This window comes from Castellaniella sp., from assembly GCF_036379515.1.
GTDB lineage: Bacteria > Pseudomonadota > Gammaproteobacteria > Burkholderiales > Burkholderiaceae_B > Castellaniella.
This window is the reverse complement of sequence record NZ_DASVGN010000033.1, coordinates 1-18883: the sequence shown is the minus strand read 5'-3', so window position 1 is coordinate 18883 and position 18883 is coordinate 1. Positions and strand designations below refer to the sequence as shown.

The window sequence follows — 18883 nt, the reverse complement described above, 5'->3', positions numbered from 1 at the left end:
GTCAAGAGCCAGGACGCTCGTTGGTTCTAGGTGTGGTGGGCCCCAGGCGCAACCTATCCTTGAAGATGATGGGCTGCGTCAGGTATTCAAGTGCCTTGGCACCAATGCGAAGGTATCGGTCTCGCGGTGCGGGGCTTCGACCCATGACCTTCTGGAACATGTCGCCAGTGTATCGTTCATAGGCCTCGCGCAGGCGCCCGGAACCGGTAATGCTACCGCTGTAGACGCGGAACGCTGAGAGGTAATCCGGCGTTCTCGCAAAGCGCGCCCCTGCAAGTGCAAGGTCGATCCACAGTTCGCCATCCCAGGCAACCCGGTTTTTTGTGTTGAATCCACCCAGCTTCTGAAAGGGGCCAGCCCGGAAGAAGGTGGATTGCTGGGCCAGGGTAGCTGCCCCGTAGGCGCACATCCATAGCGAAAAACGCCGCGAGTGGAACCGGTTGATGCAGGCCCCAGTGTCGTCGATGACCCAGGCGTTGCCAGACAGGACATCGACACCCGGGTGCGTTGTGAAGTATTGGGCGGCCTTGGACAGTGCCCCCGGGAGCAGGTAGTCGTCTGAGTTGACGAAGCAGAATATTTCTCCGTTGGCCACAGAAAACCCCTTGTTCAAGCCGTCGGCCGGCCCGTCGTCTGGTTCGAAGAGAATGTGCTCGATCCGGTCTTGGTACGACAGGATCAGATCGCGGCTGCCATCGGTAGAGCCCGGATCCACGACGATATATTCGAAATCCGGGTGATCCTGCTGCAGGACGGAATCCAATGCCTGCTTCAAATAGCGGGCCTGGTTGAACGAGATCGTGACGACAGAAATTTTCACGGCTTGGGCCTGCTGGTAAGCAGGGTGCGCCAGGCGACTCTGGGGTTGGGCAGGTGCATGAGCATCAGGATGAGAAAGAACGGGAACGTGAATCGGGCTTCGCCGGCAAAGGGCGAGAACGCAATGTTCCAGAGAGTCCATAGAGACCCGAAGATGACGAGCGGCGTCAGTTTGTCGCGTTGCACGTGCACCGACAGTAGCGCTCGTATGGCGAGGCCCGCAAAGACCAGCCAGACCAGGGCGCCAAGGATCCCGGCATCGACCCAGGCGCTCATCAGGTACGAGTGTGAGGGGATGACGCAACTGCCCCACTCTCCACCGATGTATCCTGCGGCATGCTTGAGTTGGTCGTACAGGTCGCGGTAGTGGCAGTCGGTGGCCCAGGAGCCATGGCCGATCCAGGGGGATTTGGCGATGGCCTGGCTGCTGACGATGATCTCGAACCGGCCACCCAGCAGCAAGCCGTACGCACCGTCGGATTGGTCTGTGACTCGGGTCTGTTCGTAGCTTCCCAGCCAACCATGAAGGGCAAGGCCCTCGTAAGTTTTCAGTGCTGCGGTGGCCGCCAGGATGCCGAATACGCAGAGTAGCGCGATGCGCCGCAAGCCGGGCGATTGACGGGCAGGCCGTGGCTGCAGGCACTGAAGGGTCAGGTAGCAGGTGGAGATGAACAAAATCCCCCCCATGGATCGGTAGCCCATGTAGAAATTCAGGGCGGATGCCAGGGCGGCGCACGCAACGGGGATCCAGTGACGTAACTTGTAGTGCGAAGAAGCGGCAAACGTGACTCCAGCAGCCACGATGAGCCAGCTGACGCCCCAGCCATAACCCAGTTGCCATGGCGTACCACGAAGTGTAGGGTCGTCGGTCACGAAGGCGTGCAGCAGGGTTCCCAGTGCGAGCCCGTACGATAGGAGCACCAGGCGCCTGCGGCTGCGGTAGACGATCAGGTACATCGCGCACAGGTTCGTGGCGGTGAAGAGAATCTTGGCCCAGCCCCGGGCATAGTCATGGAATGCCGTGTGGCGGATCACGTCGGTCGCGACCTGGGCGAGCAGCCAGACGGCCAGGGCAAGCAGCACCAGCAGAAGGATCTTCCGGTGCATCAGCGAGCTACGAAAATAAAACAGGAAGGGCAGCAGGAGCAGGTAAAAAACCTCGTTCAAGTAGAGTTTGCCGACCAGATCGATCTGGGCAAAGTAGAACAGGGGGATGGCAAAGGCCAGGAAGGCGAGGAACCTCTCTGTGGTCAGGTAGGGCCTGAGTCGTTCTTTCATGGTTGGTTCTTCTGGGGGGCGTGCGAACGGAGCTCCTGCAGGAGTGCCTTGAGATGCGTGTCGCACCAAAGTAGTCCTGCGATGCATGCGGTTGACAGCCCAATGGGCGCAAGTAATGTCGTTGTCGTATGCACGGGGTGGGTGGCGGTGAGTGCCAGCGCAATACCGGCAGCGATTGGGCAAAGGATGGTGCGAAACAGCGGCCAGGAGATTTGGGGGGAAGAAACACGGTTCTGGACCTGGAAGGCCGTGATCAGGAACAGGCTGCCCGCGCATAGAGAGGCCGCGTAGGCTGCGATGACGCCATCCTCAGCAAAAAACGATCCTAGGCCATAGCCCAGGCCAGCGTTCGACAGGCTCGTGATGAGCTGACACCAGGTGTTCCAATGAATCGCACCTGTCCCCATGTTGAAGAAATATGCGGGCGCGTTGAAGACGTTGATGCACCATGCCGCAGAAAGCAGAGCCGCCATCTTGATGAAGTCTGTGTTGATCGAACCCAGCAAGGCCCAGGAGACCAATGGAGACCAGAGCGCCACCATCGAGAACATGGGGATGGCGGTGGCATAGACGGACCGCATGTTCCTGGCGTAGTCCGTGCTGAGCCCGTTTTTCGCAGAGTCGTGAGTCGCGGCAATGTACGGGACGACCGCTTGGTTGGCAGAAATGATCAGGGCACGAGCCTTCAGCACGACCTGGTTGGCCATTTCGAAAAGCCCCGCGCTGGCGGGCCCACCAAACTTGGCCAGCAGTGCCTTTGTCACTGGGTCGAACAGAAGAAGAAGGGCGGTAGAGGCCTGGATGTTCAGACCGTAGCCGATCATCTCTTTGAGGGTCTGCAGGTTCCATCGAAGCGGGATCACCCGCAGATCGGGGAGCAGGCGCCGGAGAATGATCCGGCCGGCAGCGACCGAGATCATGCCTTGCAGCAGCTGGGCCCATGCGAGGCCCAGGATGCCATGTCTGGGAATCAGCCAGAGGGCAAGCATCAGGAACAGCAATTGCCCTGACAGCACCAGGGCTGCCCGGATGTCCATTCTTTGGCAGCCGTCCAGGGCACCTTGCACGGCGGTCGACAGCATGGTGAACCAGAGGGAGACCAGTGCGTAGGGCAGGATCAGCTTGGCCAGCGCCAGGTCGTGCCCCTTGAAGAAAAGAGGCAATAAAACAGTGCCTAGGTAGTAGAGCGGGATGGACAGGATGGCCACCATCGCGGCCATGGTGATCATGACCGTATCAATGACCTGCCCCGCGCGAATCGGATTGGCACGCCCGATGTCCCGTGCGACGAAACGTGTGATCCCGGCCGTCAGCCCGAGGTCGGTGAGATGAGATACCGCGACGGTAGCCAGGACGACCGACCAGATGCCGAACTCGCTGACGCCGATGGACTGATTGATGAACCGGTAAAGCAGGAACAGCAGCCCCGTGCCCAGTACGGTCTGAAGCAGGTTCGAAACGACATTGGACCGTAGCGTGCGCATGCTAGCGCCGGGCCTCGTGCTGTGTTCCTGCTGTGGCAAGGCTTGCGTGATGCATGGCGCCCCATAGGATCAGCGTGACCAGCAGATAGAACATGATGCCGTTGTTGCGTCGCAGGACGACTTGCGTCAGGCAAAAGCATAGATAAGCGACGATGTTCGAGGTACCACAGAAAGCGAGGACGCGGGTGGTGATGTCCGCGTCGCGTAGGCGCTTTGCAAAATGCCACAGGGGGAGCCCGAACAGCGCGAGCAGGGCCAGCAGCCCTGGCAGGCCGGTGAATACCCAGGCTTGCAGGTAGTTGTTGTGCAGGTTGTTGCTGAATTCGAGGGCGATGGGTGCCAGCCTACCCTCGTCTACACGTTCTGCCAGCGACTGCGCGTAGTCCTTCGTATTCCATCCCAGAAGTGGATGCATACGCAGGTTGTCGCGCGCGCCCTGCCACATTTCGAAGCGCGCCCCAATGGAGGTATCTGGGTTATCTTTCTCGTACTGGGCGATGTCGTGGGCACCCTGGTCGTAGCGGGTCTTCAGTGGGCTGCCCGGCAGCGTGAACAGCCCGGCGATGACGACGGCACAGGCGATGCCGGCCAGTATGATTCGCCCGGCGTTTCTGCGGCTTGAGAACGCGATGAGAAAGACGGCGGCGACTGGCGGCAAGGCCACCCAGCTGCCGCGGCTGCCCCCCATGATGACGCTATAGATGCCGCAGACGATGCCCAGGGCGAATGCGGCGCGCCAGCGGTTGGCATGACGGGGTTGCTGTGCAGCCCAGTAGAAGCCACTTGCACAGAATACGGTGAACACCAGGCACAGATTGCTGAAGTGGATCACGTTCAGGAACCCGGAGGCGCGTGGCAGGTGTTGAATGTTGATCTGCCACCAGGCCAGGGGTGCTGCGAGCACGATGCCCAATGCGACCCCGGCCCACAGCGTTTTCAGATTGACAGGGACTCGGATGAGCAGAAACAGGATGGGGATTGCCAGCAGGGATCGCGAATATTGGTCGTAGTCTGTGGGGTCGTTGCCCAGCAGCGCCGTCATTAGCGAGGGGATGGCGAAATACGCCAGCAGGACCCAGGCCATCAGCTTGTCGTCTTGCGACAGGTTCCAGCCGCCTGGACGTTGCGCCAGGAACAGCAGGCTGGCGGCCAGCAGAAGGACGGCGCCGTACGAGTACCCTGACGGGATGGCGAACATGGCTGCAAGAGTGACGAACACCCCCAGTGGCGTCAGGGTGTGGATTGCCTTCGGGTATTGTGAGGGGAGCATAGGTGGAGGAAGACAGCAGGCAGTCGCGTAGCCGCCATTTTATAGGATCGTGTCACAGGCGTAGGGGTGTTTGCCGAATCAGTAAAATTACGCAGCTGGATGCAATTGCCGCACACGACAGGAGAGAGTGACGGGATGTCTTACCCTGCAGCGCCACCGCCTTTGCTGGCCGAGCGTTACCCCATGGCGTTCATGGCCGCAGTTTTCGAATTTCTGCTGATTCTGCTCAGCGGCGTCGCAGCCTATGCGCTGCGTTTCGACTGGAAGATGCCAAGCAGCTTGTACCTTGTGGCGGCACTGGCGATTGCGCTGGTGGTGGTCGTGACCCAAGCCCTGATGGGGTGCTACCAGTCGTGGCGCGGTACGCATTTCCTGCATCAGCTGGGGCGGCTCTATAGCGGGTGGCTGCTGGCGCTGGCGATTCTTGCAGGAACCGCAGTCTTGTTGCATGTGTCGGGCATGTATTCCCGCATCTGGTTCGTGGGTGGCGTTGGCCTTGGGTGTTTGGCACAGACCGTCTTTCGGTCATTGCTGTTCCTGGCACTACGTCGCGCGCGTGCTTCAGGTCAGAATTTGAAGCGCGTGGTCGTGGTTCAAGCAGGCCGTGGTGGGGATCAGGTGCGCGCGCGTTCGGGTTTGCTATCCGAACACGGCTACCAGGTTGTTCGCACCATGGTGCTGGGGCACTCAGCAGAGTGGGAGAGTTCGCTGGCTGCTCAGGTGCAGGATGCGGGTGCCCACGAGTTATGGCTGTGTTTCTCTCTGGACGAGGGCGCCATGATACGGCGGATCGTCCACGCAGTACGCAACCTCTTGGTAGACGTCAGGTATTTGCCGGATCTCGGCGATCTGTCGCTACTCAATCAGCAGGTTGGTGAAGTGGCCGGCATGTTAACGCTGGACATCAATCGCAGCCCCATGACGGCACCGATGCGCTGGATCAAGCGGTCTGAAGACCTGGTCCTGGGGGGGCTGCTGTCGCTAGCCGTGCTGCCGGTCTGTGGTGTGGTGGCGTTGATGATCAAGCTGGGTTCGCCCGGGCCGGTGCTCTTCAAGCAATACCGCACAGGCATCAATGGCCGACGATTCAAAGTGTACAAGTTCCGCTCCATGGTGGTGCACCATGAAGCCCCTGATACTGTGACCCAGGCTTTCGTGGGCGATCCTCGCGTGACGCGGATCGGCGCGTTTCTTCGCCGTACCAGCCTGGATGAGTTGCCGCAGTTCTACAATGTGCTACAGGGCCGCATGTCGATCGTGGGCCCCAGGCCCCATGCCTTGGCACATAACGAATACTACAAGGATCTGGTCGAATCCTACATGCAGCGCCACAAGGTCAAGCCCGGCATCACGGGTTGGGCGCAGGTCAACGGATATCGGGGTGAAACCGATACGCTTGAAAAAATGGAGAAACGGGTTGAGTACGACCTTTGGTATATCAATCACTGGTCTCTGGGGCTGGATCTCAAGATCATCCTTATGACGGTTTTCAAGGGGCTGGTGAATCGGCAGCCCTGATGTGTTGTGGCGTGTGGTCTTGGCACCGGGGGTTTCTGTATAGTGTCGGGGTCGTCTGGGGCGTAGGGGCCGGTGGTGTTTCGCGCCTGGGTTCTACCGGGCTGTTGGGAAGATATTGATTCATCTATGAAAAAAGCATTGATCACCGGCATCACCGGTCAAGATGGTTCGTACCTTGCAGAGTTTCTGCTTGGCAAGGGGTATGAGGTCCATGGCATCAAGCGCCGCGCGTCGTCCTTCAACACGCAGCGCATCGACCACCTGTATCAGGACCCACACGACACTATCCGCCGCCTGGTGCTGCATTATGGCGACCTGACGGATTCGTCCAACCTGATCCGTATCTTGTCTGAGGTGCAGCCCGACGAGGTCTACAACCTGGCGGCACAATCGCATGTGGCGGTCAGCTTCGAGTCGCCAGAGTACACGGCGGACGTCGATGGGCTGGGGACCTTGCGGCTACTGGAAGGCATCCGTTTCCTGGGGCTCGAAAAGAAAACCCGCTTCTACCAGGCATCCACCTCTGAACTCTACGGCCTGGTGCAAGAGACGCCACAGCGCGAGACCACACCGTTCTACCCGCGCAGCCCGTATGCGGTGGCAAAGCTCTATGCCTACTGGATCACGGTGAATTACCGCGAGGCCTATGGCTTGTATGCCTGCAATGGCATCCTGTTCAATCACGAGTCGGCTCGCCGGGGCGAAACCTTCGTGACACGCAAGGTCACGCGAGCGCTGGCCAATATTGCCCAGGGACTGGAACAGTGCCTGTATCTGGGTAACATGGGCGCGCTGCGCGACTGGGGGCATGCGCATGACTATGTTCGCATGCAGTGGCTGATGCTGCAACAGGATGCGCCAGACGATTTTGTGATTGCCACTGGAGTGCAATGCTCGGTCAGGGATTTTGTGACTCGATCTGCCCACGAGCTGGGGATCACTCTGCATTTTGAGGGCGAGGGTATTCACGAGCGAGGCGTGGTGGATTCCGTCTCGGGCGACAAGTCGCCGAGAGTGAAGCCAGGTGACGTGATCGTGGCGGTAGATCCTCGCTATTTCCGTCCGGCCGAGGTCGAGACCTTGTTGGGCGACGCGAGCAAGGCGCGCGAGAAACTAGGGTGGGTGCCAGAGATATCTCTGGACAAGCTGATTGCCGAGATGGTGGCAAATGACCTGGAGCAGGCCAGGCGCCATGCCCTGCTGCGGGCGCACGGGTTCCAGGTCAACGTGCCGCAAGAAGACTGAAGACCATGACACGGGATTTGAACCAGTGCATTTTTGTAGCGGGGCACCGCGGTATGGTCGGTGCGGCCATCGTCAGGCAGCTGCGGGCTTTAGGCTATTTGCAGATCCTGACTGCACCCCATCGAGAACTGGATCTTCTGGATCAGCGCGCGGTTCGGGGATTCTTTGACGCTCATGCCGTCGATCATGTGGTGATTGCGGCGGCCAAAGTGGGGGGCATCCAGGCAAACAATACCTATCCCGCGGATTTCATTTATCAGAACCTGATGATCCAGGCGAATCTGATCCATGCGGCCCACGAGCACGGGGTGCAGCGGCTCCTGTTTCTGGGATCGTCGTGCATTTATCCGCGCCTGGCGGCGCAGCCCATGGCGGAAGGCGCGCTCCTGACGGGGACGCTGGAATCGACCAACGAGCCGTACGCTGTGGCCAAGATTGCCGGCATCAAGCTGTGCGAATCCTACAACCGGCAACATGGCCGGGATTACCGCAGTGTGATGCCCACCAATCTGTATGGCCCGGGCGATAACTTTCATGCTGAAAACAGCCATGTGATCCCTGCGTTGATGCGCCGGTTTCACGAGGCGAAGCTCAGGGGGGCGCCGCAGGTAGTGGTATGGGGAAGCGGCACTCCACGCCGCGAGTTCCTGCATGTGGATGACATGGCGGCCGCCTGTGTGCACGTCATGGAGCTGGATACTGTGGCATACCGCTCCCAGACGCAGCCCATGCAGTCGCACATCAATGTGGGCACGGGGCAGGATGTCACGATCCGCGAGCTGGCTGAAACCGTTGCCCGGGTCGTTGGTTATACGGGGCGGGTGGAATTTGACCCGTCGAAGCCGGATGGCACGCCCCGCAAGCTGCTGGACGTATCCCTGCTGCGCCGGCTGGGGTGGCAGGCGGGCATTCCACTGGAACAAGGCTTGCGTGATACCTATGCTTGGTTTGTCGCGCAGGGCGATCACCTGAGGACTTAGTCTTGATGAATGCGTCATCTCTGCAGCCCGTGGTTCTGGCCGGTGGTGCAGGCACGCGCTTGTGGCCCTTGTCCCGCGAACACAAACCCAAGCAATTCCTGAACCTGTTAGGTACCCAGTCGCTCATGCAGCAGGCCCTGCTGCGGCTGGACGGGTTGCCATGCGCGGCACCGTACGTCATCTGCAACGAGGCACATCGCTTCCTGGCCGCCGAGCAATTGCGCGAGATCGGAGTCGAGGGCGCCAGCGTGTTCCTTGAATCCGTGGCCCGCAACACGGCGCCGGCTATTGCCCTGGCTGCGCTGCACGCGACCCGCGAAGGCGCCGATCCGCTGCTGCTGGTGCTGGCAGCCGACCACGTGATCCGGGATGTTGCTGCATTTCACGTTGCGGTCGAGCAGGCCGCAGCGCTGGCTGAACAGGGGCAGCTGGTCACGTTTGGTGTGGTGCCAATGCGTGCCGAGACGGGCTACGGATACGTCGAGCGGGGCGAGCCCTTGGCCCAGGGCTGGCGGGTGGCCCGGTTTGTGGAAAAACCCGATGCAGCGCATGCGGAGGAGTATCTTGCCTCGGGTCAATATTATTGGAACAGCGGCATGTTCCTGTTTCGTGCCAGCCGCTATCTGCAGGAGCTGGAGCAGTTTGCCCCCGCAATCCTGGCGGCCTGCCGCACGGCTCTGGCTGGGGCGCGACATGACCTGGATTTCATCCGGGTGGATGCCCAGGCGTTTGCCCAGTCGCCCTCCGATTCCGTGGACTACGCGGTGATGGAACACACCCAGGACGCCGCCGTGGTGGCGCTGGATGCAGGCTGGAATGATCTGGGGGCCTGGGCGGCGCTCGCCGGGGAGCTGGACTGCGACCCGGATGGCAATGCACTGCAGGGCGACGTCATGGTCGAAGCCACCCAAGGCACCCTGGTGCGGGCCGAAAGTCGTCTGGTCGCCACCGTGGGGGTGCGCGATCTGGTTGTCGTGGAGACCAAGGACGCGGTGCTGGTGGCTGACAAAAGTGCCGTACAAAGCGTGAAAGGGATCGTCGAGCAACTCAGGGCGCTGGAGCGCCCCGAATGCGTCGAGCATCGCGAGGTGTACCGGCCCTGGGGCGTGTTTGATGCCATCGGCAGCGGCCCGCGCTACCAGGTCAAGAAAATCACCGTCAAGCCGGGTGCCAAGCTGTCGCTGCAGAAACACCATCACCGCGCCGAGCACTGGGTGGTGGTGAGCGGCACCGCCCGAGTCACCAATGGCGACAAGACCTATCTGGTGACGGAAAACCAGTCTACATACATTCCCATCGGCCAGGTGCACTCGCTGGAAAATCCCGGCGTGATCCCGCTGGAGCTGATCGAAGTGCAGTCAGGAGCGTACTTGGGCGAGGATGACATCGTGCGGCTGGAAGACCGGTACGGGCGGGTGGATTCGTCGTCGAAGGGTTCTTGATAGGCGGTTGGCAAAGACATAGGCGTGATGGCCCCGAGAGGCGGCAGGTCTGCAAGGGGACGGCTAGCCGTCCGTCCGGCCGGCACCACCTCTGAAGTTCAGTCTTGCGCCATTTTTAACAGACAGTATCAGGAATTCGTACGACACTGGACTCCCCTGCACAAAGGACTTCAGCGCGATGAAAAGTGCGATTTTGGCAGTTTCCTTGATGGCTGTGGTGGCGCCTGCGGTGGCCCAGGTGGGTGTGTCGATCAGTGTTGGAGAGCCCGGCTTTTATGGGCAGATCAACATTGGCGGGGCACCGGTGCCGCAATTGCTGTACCCGCAACCTGTCGTCATTGCCCCGGCGCCACGGTACATAGGCGCGCCCCCCATCTACCTGAGGGTGCCTCCTGGCTATGCACGGCACTGGAGCAGGTACTGCGCCCAATACGGGGCGTGTGGTCGCCCTGTTTACTTCGTGAGAAACGACTGGTATTTGAACCACTATGTTCCGTATTACCGGGGTCGGCACGGGCCGCATGAACGTCATGGTGATTTTGACCGGCACGACAGAGATCACGGCGATCATGGCCACTACGGTCATGACCATGATCGCGGAGATCACGGGCATGGCCATGATCATTGAGTGAATGGATTCGGGGCCGCCGTTACCCACGATGTTACGATCTGAGGGGGCCTCTGGCTCGTGTCGCTGCGAGCCTGTGTTTCTCCACGGTTTCTACGGGAACCTGAGTACCGCGGGTATCCTTGTGCGATGAAAACAACCGGTGACCCTATCGATTTCGGTTTTCTGCTTATCCCGCAGTTCTCGATGCTGTCCTTTGCGGGTGTGCTGGAGCCACTGCGCATGGCGAATCGTCTTGCGGGGGCCCCTTTGTATCGCTGGTGGCTGTTCACGCCGGATGACCAGCCTGTGCTGGCGAGCAATGGCATCCCGTTCAGGCCGACTGCCGAAATTGGGCATCCTGGGCCACTGGATACCCTGATTGTCGTGGCCAGCATTGACGTGGCGTCCTATTGCACGCCGGCCATTCTTCACTGGCTCCGAGCGCTTGCATCAAGAGGCATCAATTTGGGTGCCACCTCGGTAGGGCCGTTGTTGCTGGCCAAGGCGGGTTTGCTGAATCACCGCCGCTGCACGCTGCACTGGGAAAACATCAATGGGTTGCGTGAAGAGTTTCCTGATCTTGATCTGACCAACGAACTCTACGAGATCGACGGCAAGCGTCTGACCTGCTCTGGCGGCACTGCAGGGCTGGACATGATGATGCATCTGATTGGCCAACGGCATGGCTATCAGCTTGCCGTTGACGTTGCCGAGCAATGTATCCACCCGGAAATCCGTGAATCCCGCGCCAGTCAGCGCCTCTCGCTGCGCAATCGGCTCAACGTCACCAATCCTCATCTGGTTGCGGTGATCGAGTGCATGGAACTGCACCTGGAAGACACGCTGAGCTGCGATCAACTCGCCCGACAAGTGGGCCTCTCGGTCCGCCACATGCATCGCCTGTTCAAGAAGAACTTGGCGATGTCTCCGTCTGCTTTCTATCTGGATTTACGTCTCAAGCGTGCCCGCGCACTGCTGGAGCAGACGGGGCTGCCGATTTCAGAAATCGCACTGGCATGCGGCTTTGCCGCCGCGCCCCATTTCGCGAGTTGCTACAAGAGGCGGTTCAAGCAGACACCGTCGTCTGAGCGTCTGCGAAGCCTGAACGATTACCCGCGCAATTACTGAGCGACTCGGCACCGTTTGCCCGGGTTTGCTCAATCTTATGTCCGATTCAAGATTGTAGAAGTCCGAATGGGAACGCAAGCCAGCGGAACGACGGCCTAACATAAATTCAAGAAACAGTCGCCGTGAAGTAATCCCCCACGGCTGCACCACGATAACAGCCACTTGGCGGTGGCCAGGCGCGGAGACAAATCTGTGGACATCCTGATCTACATGATGCACAACCTTGACTTGATCGCGTCACGCACGGTCGAGCATATCGCATTGGTTGGCGTCGCGATCGGCTTGGCAATCCTGACTGGTGTCCCTATCGGGATCGCCATTACGCAGAATAGGCGGGTGGCCAACGCGACGCTTTACGTCGCTGCGATCATCATGACGATCCCCTCGATTGCCATGTTCGGCATCATGATCCCGATTCTTTCAAAAATCGGTCATGGAATCGGCTACGTGCCTGCGGTGATCGCAGTTCTGCTCTATTCGCAGTTGCCCATTATTCGCAATACCTACACCGCCATTAACAACGTCGATCCCGCTCTCAGGGAGGCTGCCCGAGGCATGGGGATGACCCCGCTGCAGCGCCTGGCGATGGTGGAGATCCCGCTGGCCATCCCCGTCATCATGGCCGGAGTGCGCAGCGCGGTCGTGTTGTCCATCGGCATCATGGCCATTGCGGCCTATATCGGTGCCGGTGGGTTGGGCACGTTCATCAGTCAGGGCATTTCACAGACCGATCCGCGCCAACTCGTCACGGGTGCCGTGGCGCTGAGCCTTCTGGCCGTCTGTGCGGACTCGGCCCTGCTGTGGCTGCAAAACCGACTGACGCCGACCGGCCTGAGATGCGCCTGAACTCACGACTGAGGGCTCCAAAAACATGATTCGGCTCGACAATCTGACGAAGACCTTTACGACGCCAGCAGGCACCGTTACTGCGGCCGATCATATCAATATGGACGTCGCAGAAGGCGAAATATGCATTTTGCTTGGCCCGTCGGGTTGCGGCAAGACGACGACGCTGAAGATGGTGAACCGCATCATCCCGCCCAGCTCCGGCAAGGTCTTTCTGAACGACAAGGACACGTCCGGGCTCGATGCCATCACTCTGCGGCGCCAGATCGGTTACGTCATCCAGCAGATCGGGTTGTTCCCGAACATGACCGTGGGTGAAAACGTGGGAGTGGTGCCGCGCATGCTCGGCTGGGACAAGCAAAAAATCCGGAAGCGGACCGAGGCCTTGCTGGAGATGGTGGCGCTCGATCCAGCCGTATTCTACAGGCGCTACCCGAAGGAGCTGTCCGGCGGGCAGCAACAGCGGATCGGTGTGGCGCGGGCGCTGGCAGCAGATCCACCGGTCTTGTTGATGGACGAGCCTTTTGGCGCCATTGACCCGATCAATCGGGGAATCATCCAGGACGAATTTCTGCGCATGCAGGAAAAACTGGGAAAAACCATTCTGTTCGTGAGTCATGACATCGATGAAGCGGTCAAGATGGGTGACAAGATCGCTCTTTTCCGCGAAGGTCGGCTGCAGCAGTTCGATACGCCGGATCGCGTGCTTGCACATCCGGCCAATGATTTCATCGCTGATTTCGTCGGGACGGACCGCACGCTCAAACGCCTGCGGCTGGTTCGGGTCGGCGAAATCATGCAGGCCGATCCCCCGGCCACGGCTGCGGCTCGGCACGAGTCTGCCGCTGCGGCATCATCGGGTCCCCACGTCGTCATCCACGCAACGGATGATCTTCGCGTCGCTGTTTCGCAGATGTTCACTCAGGATCTGAGCTGCGTGCCCGTTGTCGACGAAGAGGGCCGGTGCTGCGGATACCTCACGCACCAGGCGATCACCCGGAAGCTGAACGAAACCTACCTGGACGACGACCAGGGACTTGCGCCATGAGCACCTCGGGAGTTCGCGTCGAGAGACACGTGGGTGAGCGTCTGGCGCTGGTCGGCGTACTTGTGCTGATCGGTTTCTGGCTTCACCAGGCGGGCCTGGCCGACGATATTCTCAGCCACCGGGACGACATTATCTACCTGACGGGCCAGCACATTGAGTTGACTCTCATCTCCGGGGCCCTGGCGATTGGCACCGGCTTGCCACTGGGGGTGCTGCTGAGCCGACGATTCATGCGCCGCTGGGCCGAAGGTGCGATGCAGGTGCTGAACATCGGTACGACCATCCCGACACTTGCCGTTCTTGCCCTGTCCATGATCTTGCTGGGCATCGGCACGCCTCCGGCTATTTTTGCACTGTGGCTGGCTTCGTTGTTGTACATCGTGCGCAACGCGTACTCGGGCCTGACCAGCGTCCCGTTCCATCTGCTGGAAGCGGCCTATGGCGTTGGCATGACGTCGTGGCAGGTTCTATGGAAAGTCGAGATCCCGAACGCACTGTTCGTGACGTTCGCAGGAATCCGTACTGCGATGGCCATCAATGTGGGCACCGTGCCTCTGGTCTTCCTGGTGGGTGGGGGCGGGCTCGGCCAATTGATCTTTACCGGGATCGACTTGAACGACCCCGGAACCATGTTGGCAGGTGCCATTCCCACTGCACTGCTGGCTGTGGCAGTCGATGCTCTGATGGGGTTGGCGGCGTATGCCCTGATTCCAAGAGGCGTCAACCCTCTGCGGTAAGCATTCACGCCGCAAATATTCAACTACAAGACTGGAGACGAAAATGAAAACATTTCAATTACTTCGCACAGGTGTAGCCATTGGCCTCGTCGCCCTGGCAAGCACCGCAGCGGCAGCCACCACGCTGGTGGTCGGTGGCAAGAATTTCACCGAACAGCAAATCATGGCTGAAATGACCAGCCAGCTTCTTCGTGCCAAGGGTTACACCATAGACAAAAAGGCGGGAATGGGCAGCACTGTGCTGCGCCAGGCGCTCGTCAACGGTCAGGTGGATCTGTACTGGGAATACACGGGTACAGCGTTGATTGTTTACAACAAAATCACGAAGCCCATGTCGGCCGCTGCTGGCTACGCCAAGGTCAAGGAGCTTGATGCAGCAAAAGGCCTGGTTTGGTTGAATCCGTCCAAGGCCAACAACACCTACGCGCTGGCCATGCGTCAGCAGGAAGCCAAGGATATGGGCATCAGCACGATTAGTGAACTGGCGGCTGCGCTCAATCACAAGAAGCCACTGACCCTTGCGGTCAATGCCGAGTTCGCAGCTCGCAGTGACGGCCTCAAGCCGCTCGAGAAGACGTACGGATTTCAGTTCCCCAGGGCCAGTGTCAAGCACATGGACACCGGTCTGACCTATCAGGCACTGCGAGACAAACAGGTGAACGTTGCTCTGGTGTTTGCCACGGACGGGCGCATCCCGGCCTTTCATTTCGTGGTTCTGAAGGACGACAAGCACTTCTTCTCCGACTACGCATTGACGCCCGTGGTGCGCAAGGCAGTTCTGGATAAGAATCCGGAACTGGCTGGCATCCTCAACCGGTTGTCGGCTGCCCTGGACGACAAGATCATGGCCGGCCTGAACGCCGAAGTCGATGTGGACCACAAGTCTGTCAGTAGCGTCTGCGCAGCCTTCCTGAAGAAAACCGGCTTGGTCTGATCACACGCGGCAACTGTTTCGGGACGTCCAGAGTGGGGACTTTTATGGCAGGCACCTCGCATTTAAGAGTCGCGGTTGCCCAGACTGATGGCATGCTGGGCGACTTGGGATACAACCGAGGCCAGCACCTGGAGTTGATCAAGCAGGCACGTGATCAACGTGCTGCGCTTCTGCTGTTCCCGGAACTGTCGCTGACGGGCTATCAAATAGGAAGGGCGGTCCCCGATCTTGCGTGTCGCCGCGACGACCCGCTGATCCTTGATCTGGCCAAGGCCGCCCAAGGCCTGGACGTCGCCTTCGGTTTCGTCGAGGAGGGTCCGGGGGCCCAGTTCTACAACGCCCTGGCGATCGTCCGGGATGGCCAGGTCCGTTTCGTGCACCGGAAAATCAATCTGCCGACCTACGGCGAGCTTGAAGAAGGCAAATTATTCGCTGCGGGGCATCGGGTCGATACCTGCCCCATTGGGGGCCCCTGGGATGCGGCGGCGCTGATCTGTGCGGACCTCTGGAACCCGGCCCTGGTACACCTGGCCATGCTGCATGGGGCCACCCTGATGTTGGCCCCGATCAGCTCGGCATTGGGAGTGGTCGACGGGAAGTTCTCCAACCCTGCAGGCTGGGATCTGGCGCTGCGCTTCTACGCCATGATGTACGGCACCGCCATCCTGATGGCCAATCGGCTGGGGCAAGAAGGCAGCAGGCAGTTCTGGGGAGGGTCCAGGATTCTAGGCCCCTACGGCGACACGCTGGCTGCCGTGCCAGACGGCCAGGTCGGGCTGGCTTGTGCCGACCTGGACTATGCCGATGTCCGGCAGGCGCGCTTCAATCTTCCTACTCTCCGCGATAGCGACCCGGCCCTGGTCGCACGCGAGTTGAATCGATTTCTGAACTTCTGAGTGCGGGCCTGCTACCGCATACCACTCAATGGGAAATGTCATGAAGGATTACCTCCTCAGCGAAGAGGACTGTGAGTTTCGAGCGACCGTACGCGAGTTTCTCCAGCGGGAACTGGCGCCCCGTGCCGCCGCAATCGAGGAGCACGAGGACTGGGATTGTGTCAGGGCGGTTGTGCGGGCACTTGGCCAGTCCGGCTACCTCAAGCTGATGTTCAAGGATCTGTACGATGGGCCGTTGACCGCACCCGGCCTGACGCATGCCACCATTCTTTCGGAAGAGGCGGCAGCACTGAATTACGCTTTCGAGACCACGATCGCCACGGCGATATCTTGTGCCTATCCACTGCATCGTTACGCACGTCCCGAAATTAAAGATCGCTACCTGAGCGGCATCGTCAACGGGACCGAGATCGGAGCCATCTGCGTCACGGAACCCAACGTGGGTTCAGATAGCGCGGGCATGAGCACCCGCATCGAATTCGACGAGAGCAACCAGGAATGGGTGATCAACGGATTCAAACGCTATATCTCCAACGCATCGGTGGCCGATACCTATATCGTCTACGGCATCAGCGACCCCGCAGTCCGTGCCCAGCAGGGAATGAGCGCCGTGATCGTCCCCAAAGAGACGCCGGGTCTGCGCTTCCCGCGTACGTACGCCTTCATGGGACGGCGCGGTTGCGTGGTCGGCGAGGTCGAATTCGATCATTGCAGGGTTCCTGCGGATCATTTGCTGGGCCAACGCGACGAGGGTTTCCGCATCATGCTCAGCATGTTCAATTTCGAACGCGTGATTCTCGGCGGGTCGGGGCTGGGAGTCGCCCGATCGGCCTTCGATATTGCGACCGCCCATGCCCAACAGCGCGTCAGCTTTGGACAGAAGCTGGGCTGCAAACAATTGATCTGGGATCGAATCGCGGAAATGAGCTGGCGCATCGATGCGGCGGAACTGCTGACCTATCGAGCAGCAAAGCTCTATGACGCAGGGACTTTGACCCCGAAAGAGCTGATGAAGCCGGCGTCGATGGCGAAGCTCGTCTCTACCGAGATTGCCAATTTTTGCGCGAACCACACGGTACAGATCCTTGGGGGGGATGGCTTGACCAAGGAATATGGCCGCGCCGAGCAAATCTATCGCGACGCACGAGCACTCACCATCGTGGGTGGCACTTCGGAAATGGTCAAGTACCTGATTGCCAGCCGTGATTTGCCCAGCCTGAAACTTGATCTGTAACCACACCCCCATCATGAACGTCGCATCGTTGCTCAGTCATACAGTAGAACGCTATCCACAACAGGAAGCTCTGGTCTTCAAGGATCGTCACTGGACCTATCTCGCCTGGAACGCGCGTATCAACCGCGTGTGCCGCGCTTTGTCGGAATTCGGGGTTCGCCCCATGGACCGAGTCGCCCTGTTTTTGAATACCGGCGAGGCGGCGGCCACTGGCTATTTCGCTTGCCAGAAACTCGGCGCGGTGGTGGTTCCTATAAATTTCCGGTTGGCCCCTGCGGAGCTTGCCCATATCTTGAGGGATTCGGGTGCCCGAATCCTGATCTACAGCCACGAGCTGACCAGCACCGTGCTGGAAGGCACCCGTGACACTCGGGGTCTTCACGACTTCATCGTCGTGGCCGACGAGGCCCGGGCGCTGCCCCAGGATCACCATCTCTTCGAGTCCATCGCAGAGGACGGTGGTGCGGCACCGGAGCCTGACTACTGTGCTGCACCTGAACAGCTCTCAGCGCTGGTCTATACGTCAGGGACCACGGGTCGTCCCAAAGGGGTCATGCACACCCATGCCAATGACGTGATGATTGCCATGAACTGTGCCCTCGAATACAGCCTGACGTCCGCTGACCGTGCCTTGCATATTGCGCCGCTCTACCACGTGGGAGGGATGCAGGCTTACTTTCTGCCTCATGTATTCGTGGGCGGCGCCAATGTCATTGAGGACCGCTACGAAGCGGGCAAGGCCCTGTCTGATATCGAATCCGAGCGCATCACCACGCTGTTTGCCGTTCCGACGCAAATTCAGCAGATGCTGTTCCACGCTGAGTTCAAGAGTTTTGACGTGTCGAGCTTGCGGATGATCACGACGGGAGGAGCAGCCATTGCGTCAGCCACCATGGAACGCGTCCTGCGCGAGTTCTGCGGCAATTTGTTCAACGGCTACGGCATGACTGAAGCCAGCCTGACCCTGCTCTTGCACCCGCGCGACGCGCTGTCTCGATTGGGCTCGTGCGGCAAGCCCACGCTGATTTCCAAAGCCCGGATCATCAAACATTCGCCAGAGCACGACATGCTTCCCGAAGACGAGGTCAGCCAGGGGGGTATCGGGCAGCTGATTGTGCAAGGCCCCCAAATGACGACGGGTTACTGGAACAATCCCAAGGAAAGTGCCAAGAGATTGAAGCATGGCTGGCTCTACACCGGCGATCTGTTCAGCTGTGACTCAGACGGTTACTACACCTTCCAGGGACGTACTGACGATATGATCGTCTCGGGCGGCGAGAATATCTATCCGCGCGAGGTGGAAGAGGTGCTGTATCGCTGCCCGGGCGTCAGGGATGCGGCCGTGATCGGGTTGCCCCACCCCAAATGGGGCCAGACTGTCGTGGCCGTCATCGTGAGATCCGATCCCGCACTG

At 59.8% G+C, this 18883-nt stretch carries 17 protein-coding genes; 13 read left to right on the top strand and 4 right to left on the bottom strand.

The features are described 5' to 3' along the window. Position 1: 1 nt before the first annotated feature. The 4 genes from VF285_RS11840 to VF285_RS11825 are packed head-to-tail and all read right to left on the bottom strand — an operon-like array spanning position 2 to position 4851. Positions 2–820 carry a glycosyltransferase family 2 protein gene (locus VF285_RS11840; RefSeq protein WP_346952835.1) on the bottom strand — a complete coding sequence of 273 codons (819 nt, stop codon included), beginning with the start codon at positions 818–820 and terminating at the stop codon, positions 2–4. Continuing rightward, positions 817–2097: a hypothetical protein gene (locus tag VF285_RS11835; RefSeq protein ID WP_346952834.1), complete on the bottom strand. Its 1281-nt coding sequence runs from the start codon at positions 2095–2097 to the stop codon at positions 817–819. Before VF285_RS11835 ends, VF285_RS11840 begins: the two co-directional genes overlap by 4 nt. Continuing rightward, complete coding sequence (locus VF285_RS11830) at positions 2094–3581, bottom strand: lipopolysaccharide biosynthesis protein (RefSeq protein WP_346952833.1); 1488 nt, start codon at positions 3579–3581, stop codon at positions 2094–2096. Before VF285_RS11830 ends, VF285_RS11835 begins: the two co-directional genes overlap by 4 nt. A 1-nt stretch (position 3582) precedes the next feature. Then, on the bottom strand, positions 3583–4851 hold the full coding sequence (locus VF285_RS11825) for an O-antigen ligase family protein (protein ID WP_346952832.1): 1269 nt from the start codon (positions 4849–4851) through the stop codon (positions 3583–3585). A 135-nt stretch (positions 4852–4986) separates the two neighbouring features. On the opposite strand from VF285_RS11825, the gene VF285_RS11820 reads away from it, so the two are divergent. The 13 genes from VF285_RS11820 to VF285_RS11760 all read left to right on the top strand — a co-directional run. Further along, positions 4987–6369 (top strand): undecaprenyl-phosphate glucose phosphotransferase, encoded by a 1383-nt coding sequence (locus tag VF285_RS11820; protein ID WP_346952831.1) that lies wholly within the window; start codon positions 4987–4989, stop codon positions 6367–6369. Positions 6370–6495: 126 nt separating this feature from the next. Next, entirely contained in the window at positions 6496–7614 is a 1119-nt protein-coding gene (gene gmd, locus VF285_RS11815) for a GDP-mannose 4,6-dehydratase (RefSeq protein WP_346952830.1), read from the top strand. 5 nt (positions 7615–7619) lie between these two features. Next, complete coding sequence (gene fcl, locus VF285_RS11810; RefSeq protein ID WP_346952829.1) at positions 7620–8594, top strand: GDP-L-fucose synthase; 975 nt, start codon at positions 7620–7622, stop codon at positions 8592–8594. Positions 8595–8599: 5 nt separating this feature from the next. Continuing rightward, entirely contained in the window at positions 8600–10036 is a 1437-nt protein-coding gene (locus tag VF285_RS11805; protein ID WP_346952828.1) for a mannose-1-phosphate guanylyltransferase/mannose-6-phosphate isomerase, read from the top strand. 488 nt (positions 10037–10524) lie between these two features. Beyond that, a complete protein-coding gene (locus VF285_RS11800; protein ID WP_346952827.1) occupies positions 10525–10668 on the top strand; it encodes a hypothetical protein in 144 nt (47 codons plus the stop codon). 125 nt (positions 10669–10793) lie between these two features. Then, on the top strand, positions 10794–11774 hold the full coding sequence (locus VF285_RS11795) for a GlxA family transcriptional regulator (protein ID WP_346952826.1): 981 nt from the start codon (positions 10794–10796) through the stop codon (positions 11772–11774). A 192-nt stretch (positions 11775–11966) separates the two neighbouring features. After that, the gene (locus VF285_RS11790; protein ID WP_346952825.1) at positions 11967–12620 is read left to right on the top strand and encodes an ABC transporter permease; all 654 of its coding nucleotides are present in this window, start codon (positions 11967–11969) and stop codon (positions 12618–12620) included. Between the two features lie 25 nt (positions 12621–12645). After that, complete coding sequence (locus tag VF285_RS11785; RefSeq protein ID WP_346952824.1) at positions 12646–13668, top strand: ABC transporter ATP-binding protein; 1023 nt, start codon at positions 12646–12648, stop codon at positions 13666–13668. Next, positions 13665–14405: an ABC transporter permease gene (locus tag VF285_RS11780; RefSeq protein WP_346952823.1), complete on the top strand. Its 741-nt coding sequence runs from the start codon at positions 13665–13667 to the stop codon at positions 14403–14405. The genes VF285_RS11785 and VF285_RS11780 overlap by 4 nt, the downstream gene beginning before the upstream one ends. A gap of 43 nt (positions 14406–14448) precedes the next feature. Further along, positions 14449–15339 (top strand): glycine betaine ABC transporter substrate-binding protein, encoded by an 891-nt coding sequence (locus VF285_RS11775; protein ID WP_346952822.1) that lies wholly within the window; start codon positions 14449–14451, stop codon positions 15337–15339. A gap of 44 nt (positions 15340–15383) precedes the next feature. Beyond that, positions 15384–16235, top strand: a complete 852-nt coding sequence (locus tag VF285_RS11770) for a nitrilase-related carbon-nitrogen hydrolase (protein WP_346952821.1) — start codon at positions 15384–15386, stop codon at positions 16233–16235. 40 nt (positions 16236–16275) lie between these two features. After that, positions 16276–17469 carry an acyl-CoA dehydrogenase gene (locus VF285_RS11765; RefSeq protein ID WP_346952820.1) on the top strand — a complete coding sequence of 398 codons (1194 nt, stop codon included), beginning with the start codon at positions 16276–16278 and terminating at the stop codon, positions 17467–17469. Between the two features lie 13 nt (positions 17470–17482). Then, the coding region (locus VF285_RS11760; protein WP_346952819.1) for a class I adenylate-forming enzyme family protein at positions 17483–18883 on the top strand (1401 nt) is incomplete at its 3' end.